General features: G+C 59.3%; 12 protein-coding genes and 1 pseudogene. All 13 read left to right on the plus strand.

Annotated elements, in window-relative coordinates; all coding sequences use genetic code 11:
- Nucleotides 1-214 precede the first annotated feature (214 nt).
- The 13 genes and pseudogenes from rfbF (at nucleotide 215) to pseI (ending at nucleotide 14930) form a co-directional block, all read left to right on the plus strand.
- On the plus strand, nucleotides 215-988 hold the full coding sequence (rfbF, locus tag PSH78_RS07810) for a glucose-1-phosphate cytidylyltransferase (protein WP_305499570.1): 774 nt from the start codon (nucleotides 215-217) through the stop codon (nucleotides 986-988).
- Nucleotides 979-2052, plus strand: a complete 1074-nt coding sequence (rfbG, locus tag PSH78_RS07815) for a CDP-glucose 4,6-dehydratase (protein WP_370871114.1) — start codon at nucleotides 979-981, stop codon at nucleotides 2050-2052. Before rfbF ends, rfbG begins: the two co-directional genes overlap by 10 nt.
- On the plus strand, nucleotides 2049-2609 hold the full coding sequence (rfbC, locus tag PSH78_RS07820; RefSeq protein ID WP_305499572.1) for a dTDP-4-dehydrorhamnose 3,5-epimerase: 561 nt from the start codon (nucleotides 2049-2051) through the stop codon (nucleotides 2607-2609). Before rfbG ends, rfbC begins: the two co-directional genes overlap by 4 nt.
- Nucleotides 2606-3832 carry a class I SAM-dependent methyltransferase gene (locus tag PSH78_RS07825; RefSeq protein ID WP_305499573.1) on the plus strand — a complete coding sequence of 409 codons (1227 nt, stop codon included), beginning with the start codon at nucleotides 2606-2608 and terminating at the stop codon, nucleotides 3830-3832. The genes rfbC and PSH78_RS07825 overlap by 4 nt, the downstream gene beginning before the upstream one ends.
- Nucleotides 3829-4686 carry an NAD(P)-dependent oxidoreductase gene (locus PSH78_RS07830; RefSeq protein WP_305499575.1) on the plus strand — a complete coding sequence of 286 codons (858 nt, stop codon included), beginning with the start codon at nucleotides 3829-3831 and terminating at the stop codon, nucleotides 4684-4686. The genes PSH78_RS07825 and PSH78_RS07830 overlap by 4 nt, the downstream gene beginning before the upstream one ends.
- Entirely contained in the window at nucleotides 4676-5746 is a 1071-nt protein-coding gene (locus tag PSH78_RS07835; RefSeq protein ID WP_305499576.1) for a class I SAM-dependent methyltransferase, read from the plus strand. The genes PSH78_RS07830 and PSH78_RS07835 overlap by 11 nt, the downstream gene beginning before the upstream one ends.
- Nucleotides 5747-5762: 16 nt before the next feature.
- On the plus strand, nucleotides 5763-6500 hold the full coding sequence (locus PSH78_RS07840; RefSeq protein ID WP_305499578.1) for a cephalosporin hydroxylase family protein: 738 nt from the start codon (nucleotides 5763-5765) through the stop codon (nucleotides 6498-6500).
- 51 nt (nucleotides 6501-6551) lie between these two features.
- Nucleotides 6552-9487 (plus strand): annotated as a pseudogene (locus tag PSH78_RS07845) (TIGR00180 family glycosyltransferase).
- A 29-nt stretch (nucleotides 9488-9516) separates the two neighbouring features.
- The gene (gene pseB, locus PSH78_RS07850; RefSeq protein WP_305499580.1) at nucleotides 9517-10518 is read left to right on the plus strand and encodes a UDP-N-acetylglucosamine 4,6-dehydratase (inverting); all 1002 of its coding nucleotides are present in this window, start codon (nucleotides 9517-9519) and stop codon (nucleotides 10516-10518) included.
- Complete coding sequence (gene pseC, locus PSH78_RS07855) at nucleotides 10515-11675, plus strand: UDP-4-amino-4,6-dideoxy-N-acetyl-beta-L-altrosamine transaminase (RefSeq protein ID WP_305499581.1); 1161 nt, start codon at nucleotides 10515-10517, stop codon at nucleotides 11673-11675. The genes pseB and pseC overlap by 4 nt, the downstream gene beginning before the upstream one ends.
- A 6-nt stretch (nucleotides 11676-11681) precedes the next feature.
- Entirely contained in the window at nucleotides 11682-12383 is a 702-nt protein-coding gene (gene pseF, locus PSH78_RS07860) for a pseudaminic acid cytidylyltransferase (protein ID WP_305499583.1), read from the plus strand.
- Nucleotides 12380-13885, plus strand: a complete 1506-nt coding sequence (pseG, locus tag PSH78_RS07865) for a UDP-2,4-diacetamido-2,4,6-trideoxy-beta-L-altropyranose hydrolase (protein WP_305499585.1) — start codon at nucleotides 12380-12382, stop codon at nucleotides 13883-13885. The genes pseF and pseG overlap by 4 nt, the downstream gene beginning before the upstream one ends.
- Nucleotides 13878-14930: a pseudaminic acid synthase gene (pseI, locus tag PSH78_RS07870; RefSeq protein WP_305499586.1), complete on the plus strand. Its 1053-nt coding sequence runs from the start codon at nucleotides 13878-13880 to the stop codon at nucleotides 14928-14930. Before pseG ends, pseI begins: the two co-directional genes overlap by 8 nt.
- Nucleotides 14931-14990 lie beyond the last annotated feature (60 nt).

The raw sequence follows: 14990 nt of genomic DNA on the forward strand, positions 1-14990 counted from the left end.
CTTTTACGGCCGAAGGGAGTAGCAGGTAACTCTCGCAAAGAGCGATGGACTTCGCCGTTTGCTGGCGCGTTTCCTGCAAGTCCCCCTCATATCGCCATAAAACGAGCGCTCGCGGCCCCGTCGCAGCGCCCGGATCGGCATCGCAGGTGTAATCCCGGCGCTCGCAAGCAAAACAACGCTTGGCCGAGCCCGGTGATGAACGAGAGGGGAGACGATGAAGGCAGTTATCTTGGCAGGTGGTCTCGGCACGCGGATCAGCGAGGAGTCGCACCTCAAGCCCAAGCCGATGATCGAAATCGGTGGCAAGCCAATTCTTTGGCACATCATGAAGCAGTATTCCGCCCATGGAATCCATGACTTCGTGATCTGCCTGGGCTACAAGGGCTACGCCATCAAGGACTTCTTCGCCAATTATTTCCTGCATACCTCCGACGTCACTTTCGACATGTGCAACAACCGCATGGACGTCCACCAGAACTACAGCGAGCCGTGGCGCGTGACCCTGATCGACACCGGCGAAGACACCATGACCGGCGGGCGGCTGCGCAGGGCGGCGCGTTATCTGGAAAATGAAGAGGCGTTCTGCTTCACCTATGGTGATGGCGTGTCGGACCTGAATATTGGCGCGCTCGTGGATTTTCATTTGTCCCATGGCAAGCTTGCCACCGTGACGGCCGTCCAGCCCCCTGGGCGTTACGGTGCGTTGGAGCGCGACGGCGATAGCGTTCTGGGTTTCACCGAAAAACCCCGGGGTGACGGCGGCTGGATCAACGGGGGTTTTTTTGTGCTCTCGCCAAAGGTCTTGCCTTTTATCGCCGATGACCAGACGTCCTGGGAAGCCGAACCGCTGGCGGCTCTGGCGACCGAGCAGCAGCTCCAGGCGTTCCAGCACGATGGGTTCTGGCATCCAATGGACACCCTGCGCGATAAAAACCACCTCGAAGCTTTGTGGCAAAGCGGCGAGGCCCCATGGAAACAATGGTCTTGAATCCGGAATTCTGGCGTGGCAAGCGCGTACTCGTCACCGGCCATACCGGCTTCAAGGGCAGTTGGCTGACGCTGTGGCTGCAGAGCCTGGGGGCCAAGGTCAGTGGTTTCTCCCTTGATCCGGCCACCCAGCCGAACCTGTACGAACTGGCCCGCGTGGGCGAGGGCATCGATGACCGACGCGGCGACTTGCGCGACCTCGGTGCCTTGCTGGAAATCCTGGCGGACGCGCAGCCGGAAATAGTCCTGCATCTGGCAGCCCAGCCGTTAGTGCGCGAAGGTTATCGAGACCCGTTGGGCACGTATTCCAGCAACGTCATGGGCACTCTCAACCTGCTGGAAGCGGTTCGCCAGGTGGGCGGCGTCAAGGCATGCGTACTGGTTACTACCGACAAGGTTTACGCCAACCAGGAATGGTTATGGCCCTACCGCGAAAACGAGGCCTTGGGCGGTCACGATCCCTATAGCAGCAGCAAGGCCTGCTGCGAGTTGCTGGCACAATCTTACGCTGCCTCGTTCTTTTCGGTAGAGCGCTATGCCGAGCATGGTCTGGCCCTGGCCACGGCGCGGGCAGGCAACGTGCTGGGCGGCGGTGATTTCGCTCCCGAGCGCCTGATTCCTGATGTGCTTAAGGCTTGGTCGGCAGACGAGCCGGTGACGCTGCGTTATCCACAAGCCGTGCGCCCATGGCAGCACGCTCTCGAACCGTTGGCCGGTTACCTGCAGTTGGCTGAGTGCCTGTATCAGCAGGGGCCGGAGTTCGCAGGTGCCTGGAACTTCGGTCCGGGTGAAGCGGACATGTGCAGCGTCGGCGAAGTCGTTCAACTGCTGGCCGAGCGCTGGCCGCAAGCGCCGGGCCTGCGCATCGAACCGAGCGACTTGCACGAGGCCGGCCTGTTGCGCCTGGACAGCAGCCGCGCCCGGCAACTGCTCGGCTGGCAGCCGCGCTGGTCGTTGCAACAGTGCCTGGGCCAGACCCTGGATTGGCACTTGGCATGGCAGAACGGTGACGACATGCGTCAAGTCACCCTCGGCCAACTGCACCTGTACCGAGGCGGGTTGTGAGCGAATTTTATTTGAAGACATTGCCGCTGGACGGTCTGTTCAGCGTCCAGCACAAACGCTTCGAAGACCAGCGCGGACATTTCGCCCGGCTGTTCTGTGAAGGGACCTTGAGTGCGTTCGGCCAGCCGTTCCATGTCCGCCAGATCAATCATTCCTGCACCCGTGAGCGGGGTAGTGTGCGCGGTTTGCATTATCAGAACGCAGCGCAGCCGGAAGCCAAACTGATCACCTGTCTGCGTGGCGAAGTCTGGGATGTGGCCGTGGATTTGCGACCTGAGTCCGAGACCTTCCTGCGATGGCATGCCGAGCACCTGAAGGCTGGTGATGGCCGCAGTCTGTTGATCCCGGCCGGGTTTGCCCATGGGTTCCAGACCCTGACCGACGACGCTGAGCTGCTTTACTTGCACAGTGCCGACTACGCTCCGGAGCATGAGGGCGGCCTGTCTGTGAATGACCCGCGGCTGGCGATTGCCTGGCCGCTGTCTGTCAATAATCTGTCGAGCCGGGATAGCAACCATCCTTTGCTCGACGAACGTTTTGCTGGAGTGCGTCTATGAACTGCCGAGGTTGCGGGACTGCCCTGGCTTTGCCACTGATCGATCTCGGCACTTCGCCGCCGTCCAACGCGTATGTGCGGGCCGACCAATTGGATCAGGCCGAGCAGTGGGTGCCGCTTAAAGTTGCAGTGTGCCAGCAATGCTGGTTGGTGCAGACCGAGGATTACACCAGCGCGGATACGCTGTTCGACGCCGAGTACGCCTATTTCAGTTCCTTTTCCAGCACTTGGCTGGCCCACGCCGAGCGTTATGTTGCCGAGATGGTCAAGCGCTTCGACCTGAGCGCTGATAGTCGCGTGGTGGAAATTGCCGCCAACGACGGCTACCTGTTGCAGTTCGTGGGCAAGCGCGGTATCCCCTGCCTGGGGGTCGAGCCAACGCGCAGCACCGCCGAGGCCGCCCGTGCCAGAGGTCTGGAAATCTGCGAGTTGTTCTTTGGTCGCGAAACGGCCGCGCAACTGGAAGGCGACGGCTGGGCAGCGGATTTGATGGTGGCCAACAACGTATTGGCCCACGTGCCGGACATCAATGATTTCCTCGCCGGGTTTGCCACGCTGCTCAAGCCGACCGGTGTCGCCACGTTCGAGTTTCCGCAACTGCTCACATTGATGGCCGGGCAGCAGTTCGACACGCTCTATCACGAACATTTTTCTTATTTGTCGCTTACGTCCGTGCAAACCCTGTGCGAGCGCAATGGGCTTGAAGTCTTCGATGTCAGCCAGCTGTCGACCCATGGCGGCTCGTTGCGAGTCTTCGTCCAGCGTGTCGACGGCGTTCGACGCCCGGTCCAGTCCTCCGTGCAACAACAGTTACAGGCCGAACTGGATGCCGGCGTGAAAACCGCCGCGTACTACGCCACCCTGGCGCCGGCCGCCGAAGCGATCAAACATGGCCTGTTGCGCTTTTTGTTGCAGGCCAAGGCCGATGGCAAGCATGTGGTCGGGTATGGCGCAGCCGCCAAGGGCAACACTTTGCTCAACTACGCCGGGGTCAAGCCTGATCTGCTGGCGTGGGTGGCGGATGCCAACCCGCACAAACAGGGTAAATATTTGCCTGGCAGTCGGATTCCTATCGTGTCGCCTGAGCGTATCGCAATAGAGAAACCCGACTACGTTGTCGTCCTGCCCTGGAACCTGCTGAGTGAAGTCAGCCAACAGCTGGTTGAGGTTCGTCAATGGGGCGGGCAATTCGTCATCGCGGTGCCTGAGCTGACGCTGCTATGAAGGTGTTAGTGACTGGCGCCACCGGGTTTGTCGGCCGTCATCTGGTCGCGGCCCTGCTCGCTCGCGGTTGTCAGGTCAGGGCCGTTGCGCGCAGGGAGGAGCCTGCCAAGGCATTGCCCTGGTTCGACCGGGTTGAATTCGTCGCGGCCGATGTCCATGCCGAAGAACTGGACGTTGCTGCATTGGTCGAGGATGTCGATGCCTTGGCGCATCTGGCGTGGCCGGGATTGCCGAATTACCAGGCACTGTTTCATTTCGAACATAACCTGATGGCCGATTATCAGTTCATCAAAACGGCGGTCATGGCGGGAGTGGGCCAGGTGCTGGTCACGGGGACCTGTTTCGAATATGGCCTGCAGAGCGGACCGCTCGATGAGCAGACTGCGCCGCAACCGGCCAACCCTTACGGTTTGGCAAAAAATACCTTGCGCCTGTTCCTCGAACACCTGCAACGCGAGCACCCGTTCACCTTGCAGTGGGCACGTTTGTTCTATCTGCACGGCGCTGGTCAGAACCCCACCAGCCTGCTCGCGGCGCTGGACCGGGCCATTGATGCCCAGGCGCCGGTATTCGATATGTCGGGCGGCGAGCAGTTGCGCGATTACCTGGCAATCGAAACAGCGAGTGCTTATCTGGCGGGGCTGCTGTCGCGGCGCGAATTCAATGGTGTCGTCAATTGCTCAAGTGGCGAGCCGGTGTCGGTTCGTGCGCTGGTAGAAGCACGGTTGCGTGAGCGTGGCGCGGCCATTCGCCTGAACCTGGGTCATTATCCGTATCCGACTCACGAACCCATGGCGTTCTGGGGTGTGGCCGAACGTTTGCATACTTTGTTGGGAGCCGAACATGACGCGTGAGCTATACCGGGCCACCGGCCTTCCGGTTCTGCAGAACCGTACCTTCGCCAACGAGCAGTCGGCCAGAGCCTCGGCGAGTGCCGACATGGTGTTGGTCCAGGACGACGTGAGCGGGTTGGTTTTTAATCAGGCGTTCGATGCTGACAAGCTCAGCTATGACAGCGATTACCAGAATGAACAGGCCTATTCCGGTCAGTTCCAGAAGCATCTTGCTGACGTGGAGGGCATCATCGCCCGGCATTTCAGCGGCCAGGAGTTGATCGAGGTCGGTTGCGGCAAAGGCTATTTTCTGGAACTGCTCAAGGAGCGTGGCTACACGATCACGGGTATCGACCCCGCCTATGAGGGCGCAAACGCAGGCGTGATCAAGGCGCCGTTCACTCGCGAACTGGGCCTGTCGGCCGATGCGGTGGTGCTGCGTCACGTGCTGGAGCATATCCAGGACCCGGTGGCTTTCCTTGCTGAGATCGCGGCGGCCAACCAGGGCGGACAGATCTACATCGAAGTGCCGTGCCTGGACTGGATCCTCGAACATCGTGCGTGGTTCGACCTGTTCTACGAACATGTCAACTATTTCCGCCTCGCTGACCTGCACCGGATGTTTGGCACGGTGCATGAAGCCGGGCACCTGTTCGGCGGTCAGTACCTGTATATCGTTGCTGATCTGGCCACGTTGCGCCTGAAGCCGGATCAGCCCGTTCCGGCGTTGCAACTGCCCGCCGAATTCACCGCCAGTCTCGATCACGCCGTGCAGATTGTTCAGGCTGCGCCGCAGCAAGGCTCGGCGATCTGGGGGGCGTCGTCCAAGGGCGTGATCTACTCGCTTTTTCTGCAACGAGCCGGTGTTGCAGTGGACTGCGTGGTGGATATCAACCCGGCCAAGCAGGGGCGGTACCTGCCGTTGAGTGGGGTGCGGGTCTCCTCGCCCGAGGAGGCGATGACTGCTCTAGCTGAAGGGGCGCATGTATTTGTCATGAATTCCAATTACCTCGAAGAGATCAAGCGGATGACCGGTGGGCGTTACGTCTACCACGCCGTTGACAGCGCTTCGTTCCAATAACCACGAGATTCGAAAAATGACCGACAACACTATCCATAAAGCATTCGAAGCCCAATGCCAGACCGAAATCGCCGGTCAAGGCCAAGATCAGAAACTCGTCGGCTTGGCCAAGGCGTTTTTCAACGAATCGGCCCGCCACAAGTACAGCTACCATTTTTCATGGATGGGGCGGCCGATCATCCAGCTGCCACAGGATATGATGGCCATGCAGGAACTGATCTGGCAGATCAAGCCTGACCTGATCATTGAATGCGGTATCGCCCACGGCGGTTCGATCATCTATTACGCTTCGTTGCTGGAGTTGCAAGGCCACGGCGAAGTGCTGGGTATCGACCTGGATATTCGCCCGCACAATCGCGAAGCCATCGAGAGCCATCCGATGAGCAAACGCATCTCGATGATCGAAGGTTCTAGCATCGATCCGGCTATCGCCGAGCAGGTGCGTGCAGCGGCCAAAGGCAAGAAAGTCATTCTGGTACTCGATTCCAACCACACCCATGACCATGTACTTGAAGAGCTGCGTCTGTATGCGCCGCTGGTTTCGGTGGGCAGCTACTGCGTGGTGATGGACACGGTGGTGGAAGACATGCCGGCGGATTTTTTCCCGGATCGCCCATGGGGGCCGGGCGACAACCCTAAAACCGCAGTGTGGAAATACCTCGAAGAAAACGACAGCTTCGAAATTGACCAGCAACTGCAGAACAAACTGCTGATCACCGTTGCACCGGATGGTTATCTGCGTCGGGTTCGTTAATCCATCCGTTTCAAGTCATTGGCGTCTGGCAGGTTGTGGGGACTAGGAAATATGCAGGTTCGAAATATGCTTCAAAACAACGTGGCACCGCTGAACGAGCGGTTCACCGTGGTGGTCATCTCCCACAACCGCAGCGCATTCCTGCGCCGCACATTGCATTACTACAGCAGCTATCCGTGCTCGGTGCTGGTGCTGGATTCCTCGGTGGAGCGGGATGATCAAATCGCCCGGGGATTTTCCATCGGTCGATTACCGCCACTTGCCTCAGTTCACCTACAAAGGGCTTCAGGAAAAATTGACCTATGGTGTCAACCAGGTCAAAACGCCTTATATGGTGTTCGCCGCCGATGACGATTTCCTGTTGCATGATGCCTTGACCGAGTCGGTGGAGTTTCTCGAAGCCAACCCCGACTACGGCCTTTGCCATGGCTACGGCATCATGTATTTGTCCTGCGCGACAGAAGTCTGCTACTTCCGCCGAGACCGCAAGGTGCACGAGGACTACGACAGCGAATTGGCCGAGGACCGTGTGATCCGTTTCATGGATCAATTCCTGCCGCCGTTCTACGCCGTGACCCGCACTGACCTGCTACAACAGTGGTACGGCATACTGCCGCCAGGCACCAGTTTCGAGTGGCAGGAAAATCGGCCATACCTTTTACCTATTGGCCTGTGCCAAGGCACGGATCCTGCCGATTCCGTTCGCCGTGCGCGAACTCAACTACGGCGGCTCCGAACACAACACCAACGTCCTGACGGTGTTGAGTTACAAAGACGCCAAGAGTGTCGCCGAGCGTGAGCATTTCGCCGAGTTCCTGGCATCCGTGCCAACCCAGCTTAGCGAGCAGGCTCCGGAGCGCATCAAACAGATCGCTCTGGACAGTTTTGCGGCCATGGCCGATTGCCTGCAACAGGGGCGCTCCCTCAAGGGGACGCAAATTATCCGTTCGGCGTGGCTGGAGGCGGGGGGCGAACCGATTCGTTCGTTTGGCCCGCAGCAATTTGTCGAAATGCCTTTTTACAATCAACGTGTCTTCGATCTGCTGACCCAGTTTGAATTCCTGCTGCATGCTATGCCGGCTGGCCGCCTTCAGCTTCAGCAACTGGAAGGTATTCTTCTGCGCCAGCACGAGCTGATGCGAGTGCAACCTAACGACAATGAACGCACAATCCGCAGCCGCTTGTGGGAAGCCCAAGGCCTGTATGCGTTCAACCGTACCGTGGTCAAGCGCCTGGCCGAATCGCTGAAAACCAGCGACGAGCCCGATGAAGCATTAAAATTGCAAGCTTGGGCTGAGCGATTGGATTCGGTGCCGGGACAGCTGGATCGGCGCTTGCTGGAAAACATGCACTCCGGTCGTCTGCTGAGTTGGCTTGAGGCGCGCAATCCGGATGCCGAGCAATTGAAATCCATCACCGCCCACTTGGCCAAGCATCAGGGCGGCCCGCGGTTCTGCATCCTGCTGCTGGACCTCGGCGCTGACATGTTCAAGCTGCAGGCAACCTTCGACAGCCTGGTCAACGGCCACAGCAAGGCGTTCAACGTGGTGGTCTTCACCACCGGTGACGTGCCGGCGACCACGACCGTGCGCGACACCGTGCATTTCGTCAAAGTCAGCGCAACGAACTATGTCGAGCGCGTCAACCAGATCATCGGGCAATCCTCCGCCGACTGGATGGTGCTGGCCGAAGCGGGCGACCAATTCACTCAAAGCGGCCTGCTGCGTGCCAGCCTCGAGCTGATCGGTGCTGAGGGCGTGCGTGCTGTGGCCATGGACGAAATCCACCGCAAGGCCGATGGCAGTCTCACCGATGTGTTCCGCCCCGGCGTCAATCTTGATTTCCTGCAATCGGTGCCTTCATTGATGGCGCGGCATTGGCTGATTCATCGTGACGTATTGGTACAGGCACGCGGTTTCACTCCTGAATACACTCAGGCCCTGGAGTTGGACCTGCTGTTGCGTTTAATCGAAGACGCAGGGCTTGCCGGCCTGGCGCACCTGGCCGAGCCGTTGCTGATCTGCAACGCCCCGGTGGAAGAGGAAAACTCTCAGGAACGTCAGGTACTGACACGCCACTTGGCAGCCCGGGGTTATCGTGCCCAGGTCACTACGGCGCTACCGTTGACCTATCAAATCGATTACCAGCATGCCGAGCGGCCGTTGGTCTCGATCATTCTCGAAAGCCGGGATAACTTCGAACAGGTACAGCAGGCACTGGTCAGCGTGCTGCAGCGTACCCGTTATCATCGCCATGAAATTCTGGTCGCCGACAATCATAGCCAGTCCGAAGCATTGACCCAGTGGCTCGACAGCCTGGAAGGCAAGGGCGACCGGATCCGAATCCTGCGCAGCGACCGGCGCCTCAGCGCTTCGGCCCTGATCAACTGGGCGGGCGCCCAAGCCAAAGGCGAGTATCTGGTGTTGCTGTCTGCCCAAGTACAAGTGATCAACGCCAACTGGCTCGACAGCTTGCTCAACCAGGCACAGCGCCCCGAAGTGGGAATCGTCGGCAGCAAGCAGATGGACATTCGCGGTATCACCACCCAGGCCGGCCTGGTGCTTGCCCCTGACGGTCAGGTGGCCTCGGTATTTATTGGCGAGCGCAAGGACGCCAAGGGTTATCTCAACGGCCATCAAGCGGAACAGAACTACTCGGCGGTGTCTGGCGCGTGCCTGATGATCCGCAAGGATCTGTTCGAAGCGGTTGGCGGCTTGGACGAGGAACATTTCGGTGAAGCGTTTGCCGACGTCGATCTGTGCCTGAAAGCGGCGGATGCGGGGTATCTCACCGTCTGGACTCCCCAGGCCCAAATGCTGCACTCCGGTACGTTCCCCGATGCGCCGGAGGCGACCAAGGTCTTGCGCAACAAGTGGCAGGCGCGCTTCAACCATGACGCGGCCCGTAACCCGAACCTGGCCTTGACCGGTACCGGCTTTGCGCTGGGCACCGCTGCGGCAGTGGATTGGGCAAGATTGCTCGCATAGGTCTGGTTATCAGGCAAAGGACTCAAGGTATGTTCAACGGTAAATCGATCTTCATCTCAGGCGGCACCGGCTCGTTCGGGCGCAATTTCATCCGCCGGTTGCTGGAGCAATACCAGCCCAAGCGCGTGGTGGTGTTTTCCCGCGATGAACTCAAGCAGTACGAGATGCAACAAACCTTCAACGCCCCGTGCATGCGTTATTTCCTGGGAGACGTGCGCGATGCAGATCGTCTGCGCCAGGCCATGCGTGGCATCGATTACGTGGTGCATGCGGCGGCCCTCAAACAGGTGCCGGCGGCGGAATACAATCCTACCGAATGCATTCGCACCAACGTCAATGGTGCAGAAAATATCATCGCAGCGGCGATCGATAACGGTGTGAAAAAAGTCGTTGCGCTGTCCACCGACAAAGCGGCCAGCCCAATCAACCTGTACGGCGCGACCAAGTTGCTGTCGGACAAATTGTTCGTGGCGGCCAACAATATCGCGGGCGAACAGCAAACCCGGTTCGCCGTCGTGCGCTATGGCAATGTTGCCGGCTCCCGGGGCTCGGTGGTGCCGTTCTTCAGCAAGCTCATCGCTGAGGGCGCGACGGAGCTGCCAATTACCGATGAACGTATGACTCGCTTCTGGATCACCCTCGATCACGGTGTGCAATTCGTGCTGGACAGCTTCGCGCGCATGCACGGCGGCGAAGTGTTCGTGCCGAAGATTCCATCGATTCGCATCGTCGATTTGGCGTCGGGCATGGCTGGACATCTGCCTCATAGAAAAGTCGGCATCAGGCCCGGCGAAAAGCTTCATGAACTGATGGTACCGCTGGACGACGCGCGCATGACGATCGAGTTCACAGACCATTACACAATCCAGCCGTCGATTCGCTTCACCAACGTGGATGTGAATTTCGCTATGGACAACCTGGGCGAACGAGGCACTCCCGTCGCGGAGGACTTCGAGTATCGTTCTGACACCAATCCTCACTTTTTGTCGGTGGAACAGATCGCCGATCTGCACGCTCGGCTGTCGGTATGATTCCCTACGGTCGGCAAAGCCTCGATCAAGCTGACATCGATGCCGTCGTCGCCGTGTTGCAGTCCGATTGGCTGACGCAAGGGCCTGCGATCGAGCGCTTTGAACAGGCCATGGCCCGCCGCTGCCAGGCCGGCCATGCCGTGGCGGTGTGCAACGCGACCGCCGCGCTGCATATCGCTTGCCTGGCGGCGGGGCTTGGGCCTGGGGATCGCTTGTGGACCACGCCAAACACCTTTCTGGCCTCAGCCAATTGCGGCCGTTATTGCGGCGCACAGGTGGATTTCGTCGATATCGATCCGCTGACCTGGAATCTCGATGCCGTTGCCTTGGCCATAAAACTCGACAGGGCCGAGTGTGACGGGACCCTGCCAAAAGTTTTGGTGGCGGTAGCCTTCTCCGGGCAAAGCTGTGATATGCGTGAGATCTCTCGCCTGTCCGAGCGATACGGCTTCACGGTCATTGAGGACGCCTCTCATGCCGTGGGCGCGTCTTATGCCGACAGGCCAGTGGGGTGTGGCGAATTCGCGGACATGACGGTGTTCAGTTTCCATCCGGTGAAAATCATTACCAGCGCTGAAGGCGGAATGGTCCTGACCAATCGCCCGGAGCTGGCGCAGCGCCTGCAACGTCTGCGCAGCCATGGGATGACCCGTGAAGCCGGGCAGATGACCGAACCCAGCCATGGGCCTTGGTACTACCAGCAGGTGGAGCTGGGTTTCAATTACCGCATGACGGATCTTCAAGCTGCCCTGGGGCTTTCCCAGTTGGATAAGCTCGAAGGGTTTGTCGCCCGGCGTCGTGGTTTGGCGGCGCGCTATAATCAGTTGCTGGGTGGTTCGCCGCTGACCTTGCCCGGCTTGCAAGCCGACGCCGAATCGGCCTGGCATTTGTATGTGGTGCGCTTGCGACTTGATGAGATTTCCCTCAGTCATCGTCAGGTTTTCGAAGGCTTGCGCGCGGCCGGGATCGGTGTGAACCTGCACTACATACCGGTCCATTTGCAACCGTATTACCGCGATCTGGGATTTGCCCAAGGTGATTATCCACAGGCTGAACGTTATTACGCCGAGGCCATCAGCCTACCGATGTTTCCTTCCCTCAGCGACGAACAGCAGGACTATGTGGTTGGGCAACTGCAACGTTTGCTTGAGGAGTAACGACGCGTGAGCGCAATCGCGATCATTCCCGCCCGTGGCGGTAGCAAGCGTATTCCTCGCAAGAACCTGAAGCCGTTCGATGGCGTGCCGATGATTGTCCGCTCAATCCGTACGGCGCTGGCGTCGGGATTGTTCAACGAAGTGATTGTCAGCACCGATGACGAAGAAATTGCCGAATTGGCCAAGACTCACGGTGCGCAGGTGCCATTCCTGCGACCGGCAGCGTTAGCGGATGATTTCACCGGAACGGCGACGGTGATTGTCCATGCCCTGAATGAATTACGTGCGCGTTCGTTCGACTTTGTCTGTTGCATTTATGCCACCGCCCCCTTGTTGCAACCGCGGTTTCTACGTGAAGGTTTTGACTTACTGCGCGAGCATCCCGAGAAGTCGTTCGCGTTTTCTGTGACCGGTTTTGGCTTTCCGGTGCAACGCGCGTTGACACTGGACGAACAGGGCGCGTTGACGCCTCTGTACCCGCAATTTCGCGACACCCGCTCCCAGGACCTGGCCGAAGCTTTTCAGGATGCTGGCCAATTCTATTGGGGGCGCCGGGAGGCTTGGTTGCGTGGCGATACGTTGTTTTCTTCCAAAAGCCTGCCGGTGGTGCTGCCTCGCCATCTGGTGCAAGACATCGATACCGCCGAAGACTGGACGCGCGCCGAGTATCTCTACGCCGCTTTGAAAGCAGGCGGTGAATTGCAATGAGAGTGCTGATCCGCGCCGACGCTTCACCCAGCATCGGCAGTGGGCACATCGCCCGTTGCCTGACCTTGGCGCGAGTCCTGCGCGGGCAGGGCGCGCACGTCGCGTTCGCCTGTCGGTTGCTCATCGGACATCGTCTGCACGCCTTGGAGGCCGAGGGCTTTGAGACGTTCTCCCTGCCAGACTTTTATCCTGGCGAAGATCCGCAACAGGCCATCGAGTCGTTGTTACCCTGGCAGGCAGATATCGAAGCGTTGGAGCAAGCGCTGGCCGATCGGCCCGGTTTCGACTGGATCATCGTTGACCACTATGGCCTGGATCATCATTGGCAGACCGCTGCCCGGCGCTTTGCGCCAAGGATCATGGCGGTGGATGACCTGGCGACCCGGACTTATAGCGTCGACCTCCTGCTTAATCAGAATCTGTCCGGTACCCAAGCTGCGTATGAAGGGTTGCTGCCCAAGCATTGCCGTACGCTGCTGGGACCGCGTTACGCGTTGTTGCGCGATGAGTTTCGTTGCGGGGCGATCGAGATAAAACCGAAGGTCAGGCGCGTGCTCGTCAATTTCGGCGGTTTTGATGCGGCGATGCAGACTTATCACGCAATGCTGGCGCTGGCGGATTACCCTGGACTGGAAGTGGATTTTGTTGCCGGTGTGGACAACCCGGCATGGGCTTGCATGCAACGGATGGCGGCGAGTCGTCCCCATTGGCGATTGCACAGTTTCGTCAGTCATTTTCATCGGCTCATGCTGGAGGCCGATCTGTTCATTGGTGCCGGTGGTGGAACCAGTTGGGAGCGGGCCGCCATGGGGTTGCCCACGATTTGTATCGCGGTATCGAACAATCAGCAGGCCAACAGCGATGCAATGGCGTCGTTTGGAGCCCATGTCTACCTCGGGCCCAGAGATAAGGTTACGGTTGAACAGTTGCGCCAGGCCATCGGTTTCGTCGTGGATAACCACGGGTTGCGTCAGAGCCTGGCACAGCACTCCCGGCGACTGGTCGACGGCTTGGGCGTGTCACGCGTCGCCGTTGCGTTGGCCGGCGCCATGTTACGGGTCCGTCCGGCCACGCAAGCTGACGCTCGTCTGCTTTTCGAGGGGCGTAATGCCGACGCCGTGCGCCGTGTATCGCTGGATCGTTCACCCGTCGACTGGGATCGCCATTGCCAATGGCTGCAAGGCAGCCTGGTCAATCCACAGCGTTTATTGCTGGTTGGCGATGCGTTCGACGGACCTGTCGGCGCATTGCGTTACGACCTGCAAGGCAGCGAAGCGCTGGTATCGATTTATTTGTTCGAGAATCGCCTGGGGCTGGGGTGGGGCAGGGCATTGCTGGCCCATGGTGAGGCGTTTGCTACCGTCCACTGGCCGCAATTGAGCCGCTTTACCGCTCAGGTTCTGCCCGCTAACCAGGCGTCTTTGGACCTGTTCCGCCAAGCCGGTTTCAGTCAAGGCACATGCGTGTTCACGCGCGTATTGAAGGATCATCCTCATGAGTAGTTTCAAGATCGGTCAGCGCAGTATCGGGGCTGACGCGCCGCCTTTCATCATTGCCGAGATGAGCGGCAACCATAACCAATCGCTGGAAGTGGCCTTGCAGATCGTCGAAGCCGCCGCCCATGCCGGCGCTCACGCTTTGAAGCTGCAGACCTACACTGCCGATACCATGACGCTGGATCTGAGCGAAGGGGAATTCTTCATCAAGGACCCCAGCAGCCTTTGGGCGGGTACATCGCTCTATGACTTGTACGATAAGGCCCATACGCCCTGGGAATGGCACGCTCCGATTTTCGCCCGGGCCAAGGCGCTGGGCATGCTCGCGTTCTCGACGCCGTTCGACGAGACCGCCGTGGATTTTCTCGAAAGCCTGGACGTGCCCGCCTATAAGATCGCCAGTTTTGAAAACACGGATCTACCGCTGATCCGGCGAGTCGCCGCCACCGGCAAGCCGTTGATTATTTCCACCGGCATGGCGAGCGTTGCTGAACTCGACGAAACTGTACGGGCGGCCCGAGAGGCCGGTTGCAAGGATCTGGTATTGCTCAAGTGCACCAGCACCTATCCGGCCACCCCGGCCAACAGCAATGTGCGCACTATCCCTCATCTGCGGGAATTATTCGGCTGTGAGGTGGGGTTATCGGACCACTCAATGGGGGTTGGCGTGTCTGTCGCCGCTGTGGCGTTAGGGGCAACCGTGGTAGAAAAACACTTCACTCTCGACCGCGCGGCGGGTGGGGTGGACGCCAGTTTCTCCCTTGAACCTGCGGAGCTGGCAGCGCTGGTGATTGAAACCGAGCGTGCCTGGCAAGCCATGGGACAGGTGCACTATGGCGTGACCGAGGCTGAGCGCAAGTCGCTGGTCTATCGACGTTCTCTGTATGTGACGCAAGACATGAGCCCTGGTGATGCGTTTACACCACATAACGTCCGGGCTATTCGCCCAGGCCTGGGGCTGCCTCCCAAGTACGCCGACTCTGTGATGGGCCGTTGTGCTCGTAAAGCCATCAAACGCGGCACTCCATTGGCCTGGTCGCTGGTTGAATAGCCCTTTCAAAAAAGACCTTATTCGGAAAATTGGCGTGACCTACGAGTCATAACGCGCATC

This window comes from Pseudomonas sp. FP198, from assembly GCF_030687895.1.
Classification (GTDB): Bacteria; Pseudomonadota; Gammaproteobacteria; order Pseudomonadales; family Pseudomonadaceae; genus Aquipseudomonas.

Coding starts and splice junctions, on each gene's coding strand:
- rfbF (WP_305499570.1), top strand. CDS start 215: ATGAAGGCAGTTATCTTGGCAGGTGGTCTCGGCACGCGGATCAGCGAG.
- rfbG (WP_370871114.1), top strand. CDS start 979: ATGGTCTTGAATCCGGAATTCTGGCGTGGCAAGCGCGTACTCGTCACC.
- PSH78_RS07825 (WP_305499573.1), top strand. CDS start 2,606: ATGAACTGCCGAGGTTGCGGGACTGCCCTGGCTTTGCCACTGATCGAT.
- PSH78_RS07830 (WP_305499575.1), top strand. CDS start 3,829: ATGAAGGTGTTAGTGACTGGCGCCACCGGGTTTGTCGGCCGTCATCTG.
- PSH78_RS07835 (WP_305499576.1), top strand. CDS start 4,676: ATGACGCGTGAGCTATACCGGGCCACCGGCCTTCCGGTTCTGCAGAAC.
- PSH78_RS07840 (WP_305499578.1), top strand. CDS start 5,763: ATGACCGACAACACTATCCATAAAGCATTCGAAGCCCAATGCCAGACC.
- pseB (WP_305499580.1), top strand. CDS start 9,517: ATGTTCAACGGTAAATCGATCTTCATCTCAGGCGGCACCGGCTCGTTC.
- pseC (WP_305499581.1), top strand. CDS start 10,515: ATGATTCCCTACGGTCGGCAAAGCCTCGATCAAGCTGACATCGATGCC.
- pseG (WP_305499585.1), top strand. CDS start 12,380: ATGAGAGTGCTGATCCGCGCCGACGCTTCACCCAGCATCGGCAGTGGG.
- pseI (WP_305499586.1), top strand. CDS start 13,878: ATGAGTAGTTTCAAGATCGGTCAGCGCAGTATCGGGGCTGACGCGCCG.